Annotated in this window: 15 protein-coding genes; 3 read left to right on the top strand and 12 right to left on the bottom strand. The window is 72.5% G+C overall.

Annotation, left to right across the window (positions count from 1 at the left end; all coding sequences use genetic code 11):
• Positions 1 to 75: 75 nt before the first annotated feature.
• The 12 genes from AB0946_RS20925 to AB0946_RS20870 all read right to left on the bottom strand — a co-directional run bounded on the left by AB0946_RS20925 (position 76) and on the right by AB0946_RS20870 (position 12,148).
• Entirely contained in the window at positions 76 to 1,209 is a 1,134-nt protein-coding gene (locus tag AB0946_RS20925; protein ID WP_366762128.1) for a polyprenyl synthetase family protein, read from the bottom strand.
• Positions 1,209 to 2,636, bottom strand: coding sequence for a hydroxysqualene dehydroxylase HpnE (gene hpnE, locus AB0946_RS20920; RefSeq protein WP_366762127.1), 1,428 nt, complete (start codon positions 2,634 to 2,636; stop codon positions 1,209 to 1,211). The genes AB0946_RS20925 and hpnE overlap by 1 nt, the downstream gene beginning before the upstream one ends.
• Positions 2,629 to 2,862, bottom strand: a complete 234-nt coding sequence (locus AB0946_RS20915; RefSeq protein ID WP_366762126.1) for a DUF6380 family protein — start codon at positions 2,860 to 2,862, stop codon at positions 2,629 to 2,631. The genes hpnE and AB0946_RS20915 overlap by 8 nt, the downstream gene beginning before the upstream one ends.
• Positions 2,862 to 3,824, bottom strand: a complete 963-nt coding sequence (gene hpnD / locus AB0946_RS20910; RefSeq protein ID WP_366762125.1) for a presqualene diphosphate synthase HpnD — start codon at positions 3,822 to 3,824, stop codon at positions 2,862 to 2,864. Before hpnD ends, AB0946_RS20915 begins: the two co-directional genes overlap by 1 nt.
• Positions 3,821 to 4,717 carry a squalene synthase HpnC gene (hpnC, locus tag AB0946_RS20905; RefSeq protein ID WP_366762124.1) on the bottom strand — a complete coding sequence of 299 codons (897 nt, stop codon included), beginning with the start codon at positions 4,715 to 4,717 and terminating at the stop codon, positions 3,821 to 3,823. Before hpnC ends, hpnD begins: the two co-directional genes overlap by 4 nt.
• A 361-nt stretch (positions 4,718 to 5,078) precedes the next feature.
• The gene (locus AB0946_RS20900; protein WP_366762123.1) at positions 5,079 to 5,867 is read right to left on the bottom strand and encodes an ABC transporter ATP-binding protein; all 789 of its coding nucleotides are present in this window, start codon (positions 5,865 to 5,867) and stop codon (positions 5,079 to 5,081) included.
• Complete coding sequence (locus tag AB0946_RS20895; protein ID WP_366762122.1) at positions 5,860 to 6,789, bottom strand: ABC transporter permease; 930 nt, start codon at positions 6,787 to 6,789, stop codon at positions 5,860 to 5,862. The genes AB0946_RS20900 and AB0946_RS20895 overlap by 8 nt, the downstream gene beginning before the upstream one ends.
• Positions 6,790 to 6,879: 90 nt before the next feature.
• Complete coding sequence (locus tag AB0946_RS20890) at positions 6,880 to 7,752, bottom strand: glycosyltransferase (RefSeq protein ID WP_014676199.1); 873 nt, start codon at positions 7,750 to 7,752, stop codon at positions 6,880 to 6,882.
• Between the two features lie 8 nt (positions 7,753 to 7,760).
• Complete coding sequence (locus AB0946_RS20885; protein WP_366762121.1) at positions 7,761 to 8,540, bottom strand: CDP-alcohol phosphatidyltransferase family protein; 780 nt, start codon at positions 8,538 to 8,540, stop codon at positions 7,761 to 7,763.
• Positions 8,518 to 9,579, bottom strand: a complete 1,062-nt coding sequence (locus AB0946_RS20880; protein WP_366762120.1) for an iron-containing alcohol dehydrogenase family protein — start codon at positions 9,577 to 9,579, stop codon at positions 8,518 to 8,520. The genes AB0946_RS20885 and AB0946_RS20880 overlap by 23 nt, the downstream gene beginning before the upstream one ends.
• Positions 9,567 to 10,319: a phosphocholine cytidylyltransferase family protein gene (locus tag AB0946_RS20875; protein ID WP_366762119.1), complete on the bottom strand. Its 753-nt coding sequence runs from the start codon at positions 10,317 to 10,319 to the stop codon at positions 9,567 to 9,569. The genes AB0946_RS20880 and AB0946_RS20875 overlap by 13 nt, the downstream gene beginning before the upstream one ends.
• Complete coding sequence (locus AB0946_RS20870; RefSeq protein ID WP_366762118.1) at positions 10,316 to 12,148, bottom strand: DUF5941 domain-containing protein; 1,833 nt, start codon at positions 12,146 to 12,148, stop codon at positions 10,316 to 10,318. Before AB0946_RS20870 ends, AB0946_RS20875 begins: the two co-directional genes overlap by 4 nt.
• Before the next feature lie 264 nt (positions 12,149 to 12,412).
• Here AB0946_RS20870 and galE point away from each other — a divergent pair, with 264 nt between their 5' ends.
• From galE to idi, 3 genes are all read left to right on the top strand, one after another.
• The gene (galE, locus tag AB0946_RS20865) at positions 12,413 to 13,384 is read left to right on the top strand and encodes a UDP-glucose 4-epimerase GalE (RefSeq protein ID WP_366762117.1); all 972 of its coding nucleotides are present in this window, start codon (positions 12,413 to 12,415) and stop codon (positions 13,382 to 13,384) included.
• Between the two features lie 138 nt (positions 13,385 to 13,522).
• The gene (locus tag AB0946_RS20860; RefSeq protein WP_366762116.1) at positions 13,523 to 14,464 is read left to right on the top strand and encodes a cation diffusion facilitator family transporter; all 942 of its coding nucleotides are present in this window, start codon (positions 13,523 to 13,525) and stop codon (positions 14,462 to 14,464) included.
• A 175-nt stretch (positions 14,465 to 14,639) separates the two neighbouring features.
• Entirely contained in the window at positions 14,640 to 15,233 is a 594-nt protein-coding gene (idi, locus tag AB0946_RS20855; RefSeq protein WP_366762115.1) for an isopentenyl-diphosphate Delta-isomerase, read from the top strand.
• Positions 15,234 to 15,269 lie beyond the last annotated feature (36 nt).

Raw genomic sequence — 15,269 nt, 5'->3', positions numbered from 1 at the left:
CGCCGTCGGCCGGTCTCCTGCGAGGTGGGCGGAGACCGGCCGGCGACTACGCGAGGCTCGTCAGGCCAATGGTGATCATCTCTTCCGTACGACGACGAAGTCCGCGAGCGCCGTGAAGGAGTCCCGTACCCGGCCGGGCATGTCGACGGCGTCGAGGGCTTCGATGGCGATGGTGTGCTGACGGCGTGCCTCCGCCGCCGTCCACTCGCGGCCGCCGGCCTCCTCGATGAGGGCGGCGCGGGCCGCGAACTCCTCCTCGGAGAAGTTCTCGAAGTCGCTGCTCTTGGCGTCGGCGGCCAGGATGTCGCCGAGCTGCTCGGAGGCGGGGCCGCCGGCCGCGAGCGCGGCCACCACGGGCAGGGACTTCTTACGCTGACGCAGGTCGCTCCAGGTCTGCTTGCCGGTGGCCTCCGGGTCGCCCCAGATGCCGAGCAGGTCGTCCACGGCCTGGAAGGCGAGGCCGAGGTGGTAGCCGTACCGTTCCAGCGCGTCGGCGGTGGCGTCGTCCGCGCCGCCGAGGACCGCGCCGATGGAGCAGGCGCAGGCGAGCAGGGCGCCGGTCTTGTTGCCCTCCATCTCCAGGCACTCCTCGACGCTGACCCGGTCGCGGTGCTCGTAGGAGATGTCCTGGGCCTGGCCGTCGATCAGGGCGCGGGTGGCCGTGGTCAGCCGGCGGGCGGCGCGGCCGGCCTCGACCGTGCCGAGTTCCAGCAGGACCTCGTTGGCGAGGGCGAACAGCGCGTCGCCGACCAGGATGGCCTGGGCGGGGCCGTGCACCTTCCAGACGGTGTCCCGGTGCCGGCGCTGCTCGTCACCGTCCATGAGGTCGTCGTGCAGCAGGGAGAAGTTGTGCACGAGTTCGACGGCGACCGCGCCCGGGACGCCCGCCTCGGGCGCGGCGCCGGTGACCTCGGCGGAGAGCACGGCGAGCGCGGGGCGGACGGCCTTGCCGCCGTCGCCGTCGGCGGGGTTGCCGGCGGCGTCGATCCAGCCGAAGTGGTAGGCGGCGACGGTGTCCATGGGAGACGCCAGGCGGTCGACGGCCGCGCGCAGCACCGGTGTGGCCAGGGTCCGGCCGCGCTCCAGCAGCGCGGTGACGTCCACCGCGGCCCGTGGAGCGGGCGTCGAGGCCGGGGACACAGTGGGCACAGTCTCTCCTCTTGTTGCGGTACCGGGGGTGCGGGGGCCGGCCGCCTGCCGACGGGTCATCAGGCCGCCTCCTCGAACGCGAAGAGGTGGCGCGGGCGGGGCCGGCCCAGGGCGCCGAGCGCGGCGTCGGCCGCGCTCACTCCGCTGCGGACCGCACTCTCCATGGTCGCGGGCCACCCGGTGGCGGTCCACGCTCCGGCCAGGTACAGGCCGGGGGCCTTGGTGCGGGCGCCGGGCCGCAGCCGCCCGACGCCGGGGGTGGGGGCGAACGTCGCCGTACGCTCCCGGGTCACGAAGAAGTCCAGCACCTCGGCGGCGCGCGTCCCCGGGATCAGCCGTTCCAGCTCGGGCAGGTAGCGCTCGCGGAGTTCGGCGACCGGGGTGTCGATGTCGTCCTGCGCGGCCGACTGGGACAGCGCCAGGTACTGTCCCGTGCGCAGCCCGGAGGCGTGGGTGCGGTCGAACACCCACTGCACGGGGGTGCCGAGGGCGGCGAAGAAGGGCCGCGCGAGCACCTTGCGGTCGTACACCACGTGGATGTTGAGGATCGGCGCGGTGCCGATCTCGAGCAGCCGCTCGGGGGCGTCGAGGGCGCCGGGCGGCAGCAGGTCGTGGGCCTCGCGCTGGGGTACGGCGAGGACGACCGCGTCGGTTTCGATGTTCTCGCCGGGAACCTGAACGCTCCACGTCCCGTTCTCGTTGATGGAGACGGAGGTGACGCGTGTACGGACCTCGGTACGCACGCCCGCGGAGTCGAGCGCCTTGCGGGCCAGCCGGTCGTGCAGTTCGCCCAGCGGGACGTGGGCCCAGCCGATGTCGGCCGCGCCCGGGTCGGACAGCAGACCGGTCTTGAACACCATCGCGGCGAGCCCCAGCGAGGCGTCGCCCGCGACCGCGTTGAGGGTGGCGACCCCGACCAGGTCCCACAGGGCCTCGACGGCGCGCGCCGACTGGCCGTGCGCGGCCAGCCAGCTGCCGAAGTCCTGGGTGTCCAGGGCCGGATCGGCGAGGTCGAGTCCCTTCAGCGCGAGCGCGGCACGCCCGACGGCCGCGCGCTCGGCGAGCGAGAGGTGCGGATAGGCGGCCAGGCTGCGCCCCAGGTGGAGGGGGACGGGCAGCGGGTCGCGCCGCAGCCTGCCGAGCCGCCGCCCCTCGGGCTTGGCGACGTCGACGACGGGCACGTCCAGACGGTCCTGCAGCGGTGCCAGCGCCGCACCCTCGATCCGTTCGAGGAACCAGCGGTAGGCGGTGCAGCAGCGCAGGTACACGTGCTGGCCGTTGTCGACGGTCAGTTCGCCGCGCTGGAAGGAGAAGGCGAGGCCGCCCAGCCGGGGCCTGCCTTCGAGCAGGGTGACCCGGACGCCCGCGTCGGCGAGGGCGAGCGCCGCGGTGATCCCGGCGAGGCCGCCACCGACCACGACCGCGCTGCGGCCCGCCGTGCCCGAAGTGCCGGGCCGCGCCGGTGCCGGGGGTGCGCCGTCACTCATCGTGCGTCCTTCCGTGCGTGCGCGAGCGCTCCGCGGGCCGGTCGTGGCCGGTCGTGCCCGCGCGGCGACAGCCGATGCCGGACACGGCCTCCCACCCCTCCGGGGCGCGCGCCTGATGGTTGAACGGTGCACGCCCGGCCGTCGCAGTCAGGGACGCCACGCCGAGGAGGAGGGTTGCCTGTCGCATGCCGTCCGGTTCGGCCGGCTCTGCCGCGGTGCGCTGCATCAGGCGCGCCTCCGGACGGAGCGCCGGGAGACATGGCGGGTCACGTGCCGGGTGTCGAGCCCGGACAAACCGCGCACGGCGACGTAGGCCTTCTCGTGTCCGGGCAGCGAGACCCGGCCGCGCAGCACGGCCTCCGGGTCGCGCTCGATGCGGTCCAGCAGCCGGCGGTAGATGCCGGCCATCGCGGCCACGCAGGCCCCGCTGCGGCGGTCGAGCATGGGCAGCAGCCGGTAGCCCTCGGCGAACAGGGCGCGGGCGCGCCGCACTTCGAAGTGCACGAGGCCCGCGAAGTCGGAGCCCTCCGGCGGGGTCGGCCCGTTGAACCCGGCCGAGCAGCCGAATTTGGCGAGGTCGTCGGCGGGCAGGTAGGTACGGCCGCCGGCCGCGTCCTCGCGGACGTCGCGCAGGATGTTGGTGAGCTGGAGGGCGAGGCCCAGCGTGTCGGCGTACTCGGCCGCGCGCTCGGCGCCGCGCGCGCCCTGTTCGGTGCCGAACACGCCGAGCGAGAGGCGGCCGATGGCACCGGCGACGCACCGGCAGTAGACCTTGAGGTCGTCCCAGGTCTCGTAGGTCTCCCCGCGCACGTCCATCTGGACGCCGTCGATCAGCTCGTCCAGGCCGCCGAGCGGGATCGGGAAGGCGCGCGCGGCGTGGCTGAGGGCGACGGCCACCGGGTCGGTGTCGTCCTCCTCGACCTCGCCCTCGCGGATCCGGGTGAGCAGCGCCCGGGTGTCCTCCAGCCGCGCCAGCTTGACCTCGCCGGCCAGCTCACCGTCGCCGATGTCGTCCACGCGCCGGGAGAACGCGTACAGCGCCGACATGGCGCGGCGCTTGGCCGTCGGCAGCAGCCGGATGCCGTAGGCGAAGTTACGGGCCTGCTGCCCGGTGACGGTCTCGCAGTAGCTGTAGGCGGCGAGTACCGGTGCGGACACGTGCGGCGGAGAATCCACGGTCCGGATCACCCCTCTCCTCGCAGGATCACGCCCGCCTCGCGCAGCAACTGGACCTTGCCGGGTCGGGGCGGGCCGGGAAGTACGTCGTATTCGGCGGCGGCGATCGCCTTGATCGCCGCCCTTCCTCCCGCCACGAACCCTGCGAGCAGCAGCTTGAGCCTGCCGTGGACGCTACCCACCAGGGGGGCGCCTTCATTCAGCAGATCGCGGGCGCGTTGTGCTTCGTATGCAACCAGGGCGCGCACCGATGCGCCCGTGATTTTCGCGGCGAGGTCCGCTTCCTGGACATGAAAACGCTTCATGTCCTCGGCGGGCAGATAGATCCGGTCGCGGCCGAGGTCCTCGGCGACGTCCTGGAGGTGTTCGACGATCTGGAGCGCCGTGCAGATCGCGTCGGACAGCCGGATCCGCTCGGGGGTGGAGGTGCCGGTGACGGCGAGGACGAGGCGGCCGACCGGGTTGGCGGAGAGTTCGCAGTAGGCGAGGAGGTCGTCGTAGGTCTCGTAGCGGCTGACGAGCTGGTCCTGGCGGTTGGCGGCGATCAGCCCGAGGAACGGCTCGGGGGTGAGGGCGTGGCGGCGGACCGTGGGCTGCAGGCGGCGCAGCAGCGGGTGGCGCGGGGTGCCGTCGAAGACGCGGCGCAGGTCGGCCTCGAAGGCGTCGAGGAGGACCAGGCGGTCGGCGGCCCCGGCGGGCGACACGCCGAGCAGCCGGGCGTCGGCACCGCCGGGGGCGAGGTCGCCGTCGCCGATGTCGTCCACCAGTCGGGCGAATCCGTAGACGGCCATGAGGTCGGCGCGCCAGGCCCGGGGCAGGAAGAAGGGGGCCACCGGGAAGTTCTCGCTCGCGGCCTTGTCCAGGGTGGCGCGTTCCAGGTCGGGCGCCTCGGCGGTGGCCGTCATCGGACGCTGCCCGGGGCGTGGACGGCACATGCTCCGCTGAGCAGGGGAGTTTCCGTAGCCATTGCCGTCACATCTCCCGTTCTACACTGCCGATCCGATACACACTATTTCGGACACGCCGCCCCGCTCCGCGCAGGCGTGCCCACCGCAGGAGGGCGCGCATTATCGCCCCACTTGCCGGTTTCCGACGCCGGTACAGCTTACGTTGTACAACGCGGCGTGGCGCGGCAGGGTGTCCTGCACATCACAACAACACACCGATTGCCTTCAAGATTCCTAACTGCAGACGGAGTTGACGTTTCCTTTGCAGACGGAAGGGCCCCGCCCGGAGGAATTCCGGCGGGGCCCTGGCCGAAACGGGTCACTTGCCCGTGAACTTCTCGTACTCCTTGAGGACCTCTTCGGTCGGCCCGTCCATGCGCAGCTCACCGCGCTCCAGCCACAGCACCCGGTTGCAGGTGTCACGGATGGACTTGTTGTTGTGGCTGACCAGGAAGACCGTGCCGGCCTCCTTGCGCAGCTCCCGGATGCGCTCCTCGGAGCGCTTCTGGAACTTGCGGTCGCCGGTGGCCAGCGCCTCGTCGATCATGAGGACGTCGTGGTCCTTGGCGGCGGCGATGGAGAAGCGCAGGCGTGCCGCCATGCCGGAGGAGTAGGTGCGCATCGGCAGGGTGATGAAGTCGCCCTTCTCGTTGATGCCCGAGAAGTCGACGATGTCCTGGTAGCGCTCCTTGATCTGCTCCCGGGACATGCCCATGGCGAGTCCGCCCAGGATGACGTTCCGCTCGCCGGTGAGGTCGTTCATCAGGGCCGCGTTCACGCCCAGCAGGGAAGGCTGGCCGTCGGTGTAGACCCTGCCCTTCTCCGCGGGCAGCAGGCCGGCGATGGCCCGCAGCAGCGTCGACTTGCCGGAGCCGTTGGAGCCGATCAGGCCGATGGCCTCGCCGCGGTAGGCGACGAAGGACACACCGCGCACCGCGTGCACCTTGCGCACCCCGCGCGCCGCGTCGTCGGAGCGGCGCCTGAGGATCCGGCTCAGGGCCGCCGTCGCGCTGCCCTTGCCGGTCTTGGCGCCGTTGACCCGGTAGACGATGTGCAGGTCGTCCGCGATGACCGTCGGGCGACGGTCTCCGGTGTTCTGCTCAGCCACGGCCGTACCGCTCCTCCGCCTTCCAGAAGTACACGAAGCCGCCCACGGCGAAGAGCACGGCCCAGCCGCCGGCCACCGCCCACACGTGGTCGGGCAGGTTCTCGGAACCGTAGCCGTCGATCAGGGCGAAGCGCATCAGGTCCATGTAGATGGCGGCCGGATTCCACTGCAGCACCGTCGCGATCCAGTGCGGCTTGTCGTCCAGCATGATCGGGATGGAGAACATCACGCCGGAGGCGTACATCCACGTCCGCATCACGAACGGCATGAGCTGGGCCAGGTCCGGGGTCTTGGCGCCCGCACGGGCCATGATCAGCGCGAGCCCGGTGTTGAAGAGGAACTGCAGGGCGAGGACCGGCACGATCAGCAGCCAGGACATGTCCGGATAGCTGCCGAAGCCGATCGCCACCAGGAACAGCACGATCATCGAGAACAGCAGCTGCTGGAGCTGCTGGAGCGAGAAGGAGACGGGCAGCGAGGCGCGCGGGAAGTGCAGGGCGCGCACCAGGCCGAGGTTGCCGGAGATCGCGCGGACGCCCGACATCACCGAACTCTGCGTGAAGGTGAACACGAACACGCCGGTGACCAGGAACGGGATGTACACGTCCTGCGACATGCCGCGGCTGGCGTGCAGGATCAGCCCGAAGATGAAGAAGTACACGGCCGCGTTCAGCAGCGGCGTGGCCACCTGCCAGAGCTGGCCGAGCTTGGCCTGGCTGTACTGCGCGGTCAGCTTCGCCTGGGAGAAGGCGAGGATGAAGTGGCGGCGCCCCCAGAGCTGACGGACGTACTCCACGAGCGAGGGCCGGGCGCCGCTCACGGCAAGCCCGTACTTGGCGGCGAGCTGGGCCGCCGTCAGCCCCTCGTCGGGCGGCGCGGCCTCGGTCACGGCGACCGTGCCGTCGTGCGTGGTCTCACTCACAGGTGGATACTTTCGTCTTCGGATTCGCGTGCGGGTTCGTCGTCCCGTGCGCCCGTCCGCGGGCGCCCGGGCCCTTGAGGGACGAGCTTGTCAGATGACCGGCGGACGGCCCAGTCGGGTGAGTCGCCACACCGTACGCCAGCGCATCGGCCGGCGGGGACCGCAGGGCGTGGTCCAGCCTTCCCGGAAGCCGCCGAACCATGCCTTCAGGGCCGGCCGCGAGGGACGGCGGAGCAGCGTGAGCAGCAGCCAGACGCCGAGGTAGACCGGGACCAGCAGGGCCGGGAGGTTGCGGCGGGCGAGCCAGACGCGGTTGCGGGCGACCATGCGGTGGTAGACCGCGTGCCGCGACGGCGCGGTCGTGGGGTGGTACAGCACCATGTCGGACCGGTAGTCGATCATCCAGCCCGCGTCGAGGGCCCGCCAGGCCAGGTCGGTTTCCTCGTGCGCGTAGAAGAACGCGTCCGGCAGCCCGCCGACCTCCGCGAAGACGCGGGTGCGGACGGCGTTGGCGCCGCCGAGGAACGTGGTGACCCGGGAGGAGCGCATCGGGTCGGAGGCGCGCAGCCGGGGCACGTGCCGGCGCTGCGTCTCGCCTGTGTCGGGGTCGGCGATGCGGAAGCTGATGATGCCCAGTTCCGGATCGGCCGCGAAGGCCTCGCGGCACAGCTCGGCGGTGTCGTGGCGGGCGAGCAGGCCGTCGTCGTCGAGGAAGAGCAATATGTCGACATCGCGGCCGCCGGGCCCGAAGGCCTCTATGCCGACGTTGCGCCCGCCGGGGATGCCCAGGTTCTCGGGCAGCTCGACGGTCCGCACGCCCTCGGGCACGTCCGGGACGGGCGAGCCGTTGCCGACGACGACCACCTGGACCGGGTCGCCGTCCTGCTTGGCGACGGAGTCCAGCAGGGCCCGCAGCTCCTCGGGCCGGTTGCCCATGGTGATGATGACGGCACCGACCTTCATGGGCGCGCTCACTTCAGCCTGCTGGAGGCGAGGATGGACACCAGGTGCAGCAGCGTCTGGAGCAGGGCGATACCGGCGAGGACGGCCGTCCCGAGGCGGGTGAAGAACAGGTCGCCCCGGGCCTGGTCGACGAGCGCGAGGACGACGATGAGCAGCGAGGCCTCGATGCCGAGGATCAGCCGGTGGAACTTCAGCGCGGAGGCGGCCCGGCGGGCCAGCGCCATGCCGGAGGAGCGCGGCTCCGAGGCGGCCTCCTGCACGGGGGGCCTGCCGGTCTGGTGCCGGGCCACGCCGACCAGGTCGGTCTCGGCCTTGATCAGGATGGCGCCGAGCGCGGCGAGGGTGCCGAGGAAGGCCCACAGCCAGTCGATCCGGCCGGTGCCCCACAGGTCGGCGGCGCGCAGGCCGAGGCCGACCAGGACGGCCGCGTCGGTGAGGTAGGCGCCGACGCGGTCGAGGTAGACCCCGCCGAGCGAGTACTGCTTCCGCCAGCGGGCGATCTCGCCGTCGACGCAGTCCAGCAGCAGGTAGAGCTGGGTGGCGACCACGCCGAGCACGGCGCCCGCGATCCCCGGCACCAGCAGGGCCGGGGCCGCGAGCACGCCGCAGACGGTCATCAGGTACGTGAGCTGGTTGGGCGTGACCCTGGTGTTCACCAGGTAGCGGTCGACGCGCAGGGACACCTCGCGCATGTAGAGGCGTCCCGCCCAGTGCTCACCGCTGCGCCGGTCCTTCACCCCCGCGGGGTGGACGACCGGACGGAGTTCAGCTACCGATGGCCTTGACATAGTCGGCGTAGATGTCCTTGATCTGGTTCGTCTTGAGTTGGAGGTGTTCGAGGATCGTGTAGCGGCCCGGCCGGGTCTCGGGGGCGAACTCCACCGCGCGGACGAACTCGTCCACCGTGAAACCGAGCTCCTCCGGCAGCACCGGGAGCCCGTGGCGGCGCAGCACCTCGGCCATGTACGCCGCCTCCTCGTGGGCGCCGCGCAGGTACATGGCGAAGGCGGCGCCGAGGCCGCACTGCTCGCCGTGGGCCGCGGCGCGCTTGGGGTAGAGCAGGTCGAAGGCGTGGTTGATCTCGTGGCAGGAGCCCGAGGCGGGCCGGGAGTCACCGGAGATGGACATGGCGACACCGGTGAGGACCAGCGCCTCGGCGAGCACCTGGAGGAACGTGTTGTCCCCGATGCCGCCGGGGTGCCGGAGCACCGCTTCCCCGGCCTGGCGGGCCATGGCGGCGGCCAGGCCGTCGATCTGTTCGCCGTTGATCCGGTTGGCCAGCTCCCAGTCCGCGACCGCGTTGATGTTGGAGATGGCGTCACCGATGCCGGCGCGCACGAAGCGGGCCGGGGCCTCGCGGATGACGTCCAGGTCGATCACGGCCGCGATCGGGTTGGGGACGCCGTAGGAGCCGCGGCCGGCGTCGTTGTCGAGAGTGGCGACCGGTGAGCACAGGCCGTCGTGCGCGAGGTTCGTCGGTACGGCGACCAGGGGCAGGCCGACGCGCGCCGCGGCGAACTTGGCGCAGTCGATGATCTTGCCGCCGCCGAGACCGACGACCGCGTCGTAGTGGTCGGCCTTCATCTCGCCGGCCAGCCGGACCGCGTCGTCCAGGGTGCCGCCGCCCACCTCGTACCAGACCGCGCCGGGCAGCGAGGGGGCGACGCGCTCGCGCAGCCGGGCCCCGGAGCCGCCGCTGACGGTGACGGCGAGCCGCCCGGAGTGCGAGATCCGCTGGTCGGCGAGGACACTCGCCAGGTCGTCCAGGGCACCCGCGCGGATGTCGACGACGACCGGCGAGGGAATCAGCCGGGTCAGTACTGGCACGCGATCTCCCGCCCGCGCGCGAGGTCGTCGTGGTTGTCGATCTCGACCCAGCTCACGTCGCCGATCGGCGCCACGTCGATGCGGAAGCCGCGGTCGACCAGCTCCTGGTAACCGTCCTCGTAGTACAGCTGGGGGTCACGCTCGAAGGTCGTCTTCAGCGCGTCGGCCAGCTCCTGCGCCGCCTCGCCCTCGATCAGGGTGACGCCGATGTACTCGCCGGTCGCCTCCGCCGGGTCCATCAGCTTGGTGATCCTGCGGACACCCTTCTCGGGGTCCACGACGACCTTCATCTCCTCGTCGGCCAGGCTCTTCACCGTGTCCAGGGCGAGGATGATCCGCTTGCCGTCGCCGCGCGCGGCGAGGAGGGTCTTCTCGACGGACACCGGGTGCACGGTGTCGCCGTTGGCGAGGATCACGCCGTCCTTCAGCGCGTCACGGCCGCACCACAGGGAGTAGGCGTTGTTCCACTCCTCGGCCTTGTCGTTGTCGATGAGGGTGAGCTTCAGGCCGTACTTCTGCTCCAGGGCCGCCTTGCGCTCGTACACGGCCTCCTTGCGGTAGCCGACGATGACCGCGACCTCGGTCAGCCCGACCTCGGCGAAGTTCCCCAGGGTCAGGTCCAGGACCGTCAGCGACTCCTCCGCGCCCTTTGGACCCACCGGCACCAGAGCCTTGGGCAGGGTGTCGGTGTAGGGGCGCAGACGGCGTCCGGCGCCGGCCGCCAGCACGAGGCCGATCATGCGGTTTCTCCTTCGTCGTGTACGGCGGGCGCCCCGGCGGACACCCAGAAGCGGATGCTCTCGACGAGCACCACCAGGGCGACGGCCACGGCGAGGACGGTGAGCGCGACCTTGAACTGCGCACCGGTGAGTACCGCGGCCAGAACGGTGACGAGCAGCGTCCGCCCGTCGTGCCCCCCGATGGAGCGCACCAGCCAGGCCGGGGGCGCTCCGGCGTTGCCGCGGATGCGGTACACCGTGTCGTAGTGATGGTAGGCGACGGCCGCCACCAGGCCGAAAGCCGCGGGCAGGGCCCCGTTCACGCCCGCTTCACCGGCCAGCGCGAGGACGGTTCCGTACTCGGCGGCCCGGAAGAAGGGCGGGACGAGCCAGTCGAGGGCGCCCTTGAGGGGGCGGGCGACGGCGAGGCCCGAGGTGAGGACGTACACGACGGCGCCGGCGACGGGCAGCGGCCCGCCGAAGTCCGTGAGGGCCGAGCAGGCCACGACCACGGCGCCGCCGAGCAGGGCGACGGCGGGCACGGCGAACCCGGGCAGGCCCTTGCCGGCCACGCGCCGCACCACCCCGGCGAGCGGGCCCGGGTCGGCGAGGTCGGCGAGGGCCTGTGCCGCCCGGTCGGTCCGCCGCGCCTTGCGGGTCACCGAGCGCAGCACCCGGCCCGCCGTGGTGTACGCCGCCGCGAAGGCACAGCCGGCGAGCAGGACGTAGAAGGTGATCCGGGGGGTGGTGACCGCGGTGAGGACCGCGATCATCGCCCAGCGCTCGCCGATCGGCAGCACGATCATCCGCCGCAGCCACACGGTCCAGCCGACGCTGTCGAGCTTGTCGGAGAGGGCGGCGGTGGGGCTGGTGTTGGCGGTGGCGTCGTGGTTGGCCTCGTTGAAGGAGAAGTCGACCACGTGCCGGCAGGTCTGGAGGATCATCGCGCCGAGGGCGAGGGCCCACACGTCGTCGCCGCCGCGGGCCGCCCCGAGGGCGAGGCCGGCGTAGTAGGCGTACTCCTTGGCCCGGTCGAAGGTGGCGTCCAGCCAGGCGCCGAGAGTGGAGTACTTCAGGGCGTAGCGGGCGAGCTGGCCGTCGGTGCAGTCCAGGACGAAGGAGGCGATCAGCAGCACCCCGGCCGCCACGAAGCCGCCCCGGGTGCCGGTCGCCGCGCAGCCGGCCGCTATCAGGGCGGTGAGCAGCGAGGCCGTGGTGACCTGGTTCGGGGTCAGGCCGCGACGGGCGCACCAGCGGGCGAGGTAGCGCGAGTAGGGGCTGATGAAGAACGTGGTGAAGAAGCCGTCCCGGGACTTCACGGCCGACTTCAGACGGACGGCCTCGTCGTCGACGGCGGAGACGGCCTGCCGGGCCTCGTTGCGGGCCTGCGGGTCGGCGGGCACGGCCGCGACCAGGCTGCCCAGCTCGGGCCGGTGCACCGCGCCGCCCTCGGCGTCGAGGGTGCCGGCGACGCGGTCGGCGAGGCTGTCGAGGGCGAGCGCCGGGGCGCCGCCGCCGGCCGCGTGCGCGGTGGCCGTGCCGCCGGGCGCGGAGGTCTCGCGGGCCACGGCCAGGGCGAGCGCCTGCCGGGCGGCCGGCTGGGCGGTGACGGCACCGGGTACGGCGGCGAGCGGGAAGCGCGGATCGGTCAGGCCGAGGCGCAGCGCGTGGAGGTGGCCGACGAAACGGGCGTCGACCAGGGCCACCCGCCGGTCGGCCGGCACGGCCGCGAGCACGGACTCCGTCTCGGCGGCGTCGGCTGCCACGCGCACATCGAAGCCGAGGGACCGCAGATCGTTCTCCAGTGACGATCCGGGGACCGGCTGACCGGTGACGATGGCGGTCGGCAACCGAACTCACTCCCTGGGTGCCGGCGCGCGGGCGCCGGTCTCTCGCATGGTGGGGCGCCCTGCCTGCGGCACCCGGGCGGCATGTCGGCAGAGGGTATCGGATGGTCCGGAGCCGGTGTTCACCGGCCGTTCACGGTCCGGCCCACGGGGGCTGCCCCGGCCTTCGCCGCGATCATCATCGGGGATGCGGGGGCCGGCCCACAAACCCGTGGGGCAGACCCGGGCAACCGGGACACCGGGGCGTTCGGCATAGGGTGGGCGACCATGACGTGGCTGATCACCGGCGGAGCCGGATACATCGGAGCGCATGTGGCCCGGGCCCTGGCGGGCGCCGGGGAGGGCGTCGTGGCGCTGGACGACCTGTCGGCCGCCGTGCCCGCGCGGCTCCCGGCCGAGGTGCCGCTGGTCCAGGGATCGACGCTGGACGGGGCGCTGCTGAAGCGGGTCTTCGCGGAGTACGGCGTGACGGGTGTCGTCCATCTCGCGGCGCGCAAGCAGGTCGCGGAGTCGGTGGCCCAGCCGACCCGCTACTACCGGGAGAACGTGGGCGGTCTGGCCACGCTCCTGGACGCGGTGGCCGAGGCGGGCATCGGCCGTCTGCTGTTCTCGTCGTCGGCGGCGGTGTACGGCAATCCGGACGTGGACCTGATCACCGAGGACACCCCGTGCGTCCCGGTGAACCCGTACGGCGAGACCAAGCTGGCCGGCGAGTGGCTGGTGCGGGCGGCGGGGCGGGCGCACGGGATCTCCACCGTGTGCCTGCGCTATTTCAACGTGGCCGGCGCCGCGGCGCCGGAGCTGGCGGACACGGGCGTCTTCAACATCGTGCCGATGGTCTTCGACCGGCTCACCCGGGGCGAGGCCCCGCGGATCTTCGGCGACGACTACCCGACGCCGGACGGCACCTGCGTCAGGGACTACATCCACGTCGCCGATCTGGCGGACGCCCACCTCGCGGCGGCCCGCAGGCTGGCCGCCGGGGACCTCACCGGTGATCTGACGCTGAACATCGGCCGGGGCGAAGGGGTCTCGGTGCGCGAGCTGATCACGGTCGTCGGGGAGGTCAGCGGGGACCGCCGGGCGCCCCTGGTGGAGGAGCGCCGCCCCGGTGACGCCCCGCGCGCGGTGGCCTCGGCCGAACGGGCCGCCGAGGCGCTGGGCTGGCGGGCCCGGCGCGGGGTGCGGGAGATGATCGAGTCGGCGTGGGCGGGCTGGCAGCTGCACCACGGCGGCTGACCCAGCACCGGTGCCGTGACCTGCGGAACGTTTCCGCAGGTCACGGCACATGACAACGGTGTTCAGTGCCGCATTGCCCCCCACCTCCTCCCCGTAGTTCACTGGGCCCTCCGGGCAGCCCTACGGAAGGTGGACGTCATGGGGGCAGGGCACGACCACGGGCACGCGCACTCCCACGCGCCGGCCACGGGTACGGCCACGGCCGCGTACCGGGGCCGGCTGAGGACCGCGCTGGGCATCACGCTCCTGGTGATGGTCGTCGAGATCGTCGGCGGCCTGGTCGCGGACTCGCTCGCGCTGATCGCGGACGCGGCGCACATGGCGACCGACGCGGTGGGCCTCGGCATGGCCCTGCTCGCCGTGCACTTCGCGAACCGTCCGGCGAGCACCAACCGCACCTACGGCTACGCCCGCGCCGAGATCCTCGCGGCCCTGGCCAACTGTCTGCTGCTGCTCGGGGTGGGCGGATACGTCCTCTACGAGGCGGTCCAGCGGTTCGTGGAGCCCGCGCAGACCCGGGGCGGCCTGATGGTCGTGTTCGGTCTGATCGGCCTGGTGGCGAACTCCGTCTCGCTGGTGCTGCTGATGCGCGGGCAGAAGGAGAGCCTGAACGTGCGCGGCGCCTTCCTGGAGGTGGCCGCGGACGCGCTGGGCTCGGTCGCGGTGCTGATCTCGGCCGCGGTGATCCTGACCACCGGCTGGCAGGCGGCGGACCCGGTCGCCTCGCTGGTCATCGGGCTGATGATCGTGCCGCGGACGCTGAAGCTGCTGCGCGAGACGCTGGACGTGCTGCTGGAGGCGGCTCCCAAGGGCGTCGACATGGCAGACGTCCGGACGCACATCCTGGCCCTCGACGGCGTGGAGGACGTCCACGACCTGCACGCCTGGACGATCACCTCGGGCATGCCGGTGCTGTCGGCGCACGTGGTGGTCAGCACCGAGGTGCTGAACGCCATCGGGCACGAGAAGATCCTGCACGAGCTCCAGGGGTGCCTGGGCGATCACTTCGACGTGGAGCACTGCACCTTCCAGCTGGAGCCGGGCGGGCACGCGGAGCACGAGGCGCGGCTGTGCCACTGACCGTACGCACTGCCGTTCGGCGCACCCCCGGACGGTTCCCCGCGGCCGGCTCCGGGCACCATGATCTACGGGGTCCGGCTCCCCGTCCCGCGCCGCGCGCGGACGTGCGGACGTGCCGGGAGTGCCGGATTCGTACGGCAGACTTGGGGTGCGAAGACCGAGGCGAAGGATGGGTATGCCGATCACACCTGCCACCGCGACGCACAGCTCGTCGGAGGGCACCGCAGAGGCGATTTTGCTGGAACTGGTCGACGAGAAGGGTGTGACGATCGGTACGGCGGAGAAGCTCGCCGCCCACCAGCCGCCGGGACGGCTGCACCGGGCGTTCTCGGTGTTCCTCTTCGACGAGCAGGGCCGGCTGCTGCTCCAGCAGCGGGCGCTCGGCAAGTACCACTCCCCCGGTGTGTGGTCCAACACCTGCTGCGGTCACCCGTACCCGGGCGAGGCGCCGTTCGCGGCGGCGGCCCGGCGCACGTACGAGGAGCTGGGCGTGTCGCCGTCGCTGCTCGGGGAGGCCGGCACGGTCCGTTACAACCACCCGGACCCCGCCTCCGGCCTGGTGGAGCAGGAGTTCAACCACCTCTTCGTCGGCCTGGTGCAGGCGCCGCTCGGACCGGACCCGGAGGAGGTCGCCGAGGTCGCCTTCGTGACGGCGGCCGAGCTGGCCGAGCGGCACGCCCGGGACCCGTTCTCGGCCTGGTTCATGACCGTCCTGGACGCCGCCCGCCCGGCGATCAGGGAGCTGACGGGCCCGTCCGCCGGCTGGTGACCGCCACGGCGGTGCGGCGGTCCCGCGGCCGGCAGG

This window comes from Streptomyces sp. NPDC046870 (assembly GCF_040704595.1).
In the GTDB taxonomy this organism is placed as follows: Bacteria; Actinomycetota; Actinomycetes; order Streptomycetales; family Streptomycetaceae; genus Streptomyces; species Streptomyces argyrophylli.
This window is presented reverse-complemented; position numbering and strand designations above follow the sequence as displayed.

Bases quoted from the DNA above. Each gene is read 5' to 3' on its own strand.
- AB0946_RS20860 (WP_366762116.1), top strand. From the start codon at position 13,523: ATGGGGGCAGGGCACGACCACGGGCACGCGCACTCCCACGCGCCGGCC.
- AB0946_RS20915 (WP_366762126.1), bottom strand. From the start codon at position 2,862: ATGCAGCGCACCGCGGCAGAGCCGGCCGAACCGGACGGCATGCGACAG.
- hpnE (WP_366762127.1), bottom strand. From the start codon at position 2,636: ATGAGTGACGGCGCACCCCCGGCACCGGCGCGGCCCGGCACTTCGGGC.
- AB0946_RS20875 (WP_366762119.1), bottom strand. From the start codon at position 10,319: ATGATCGGCCTCGTGCTGGCGGCCGGCGCCGGACGCCGTCTGCGCCCC.
- idi (WP_366762115.1), top strand. From the start codon at position 14,640: ATGCCGATCACACCTGCCACCGCGACGCACAGCTCGTCGGAGGGCACC.
- AB0946_RS20885 (WP_366762121.1), bottom strand. From the start codon at position 8,540: ATGTCAAGGCCATCGGTAGCTGAACTCCGTCCGGTCGTCCACCCCGCG.
- AB0946_RS20925 (WP_366762128.1), bottom strand. From the start codon at position 1,209: ATGACCCGTCGGCAGGCGGCCGGCCCCCGCACCCCCGGTACCGCAACA.
- AB0946_RS20890 (WP_014676199.1), bottom strand. From the start codon at position 7,752: ATGAAGGTCGGTGCCGTCATCATCACCATGGGCAACCGGCCCGAGGAG.
- hpnC (WP_366762124.1), bottom strand. From the start codon at position 4,717: ATGACGGCCACCGCCGAGGCGCCCGACCTGGAACGCGCCACCCTGGAC.
- galE (WP_366762117.1), top strand. From the start codon at position 12,413: ATGACGTGGCTGATCACCGGCGGAGCCGGATACATCGGAGCGCATGTG.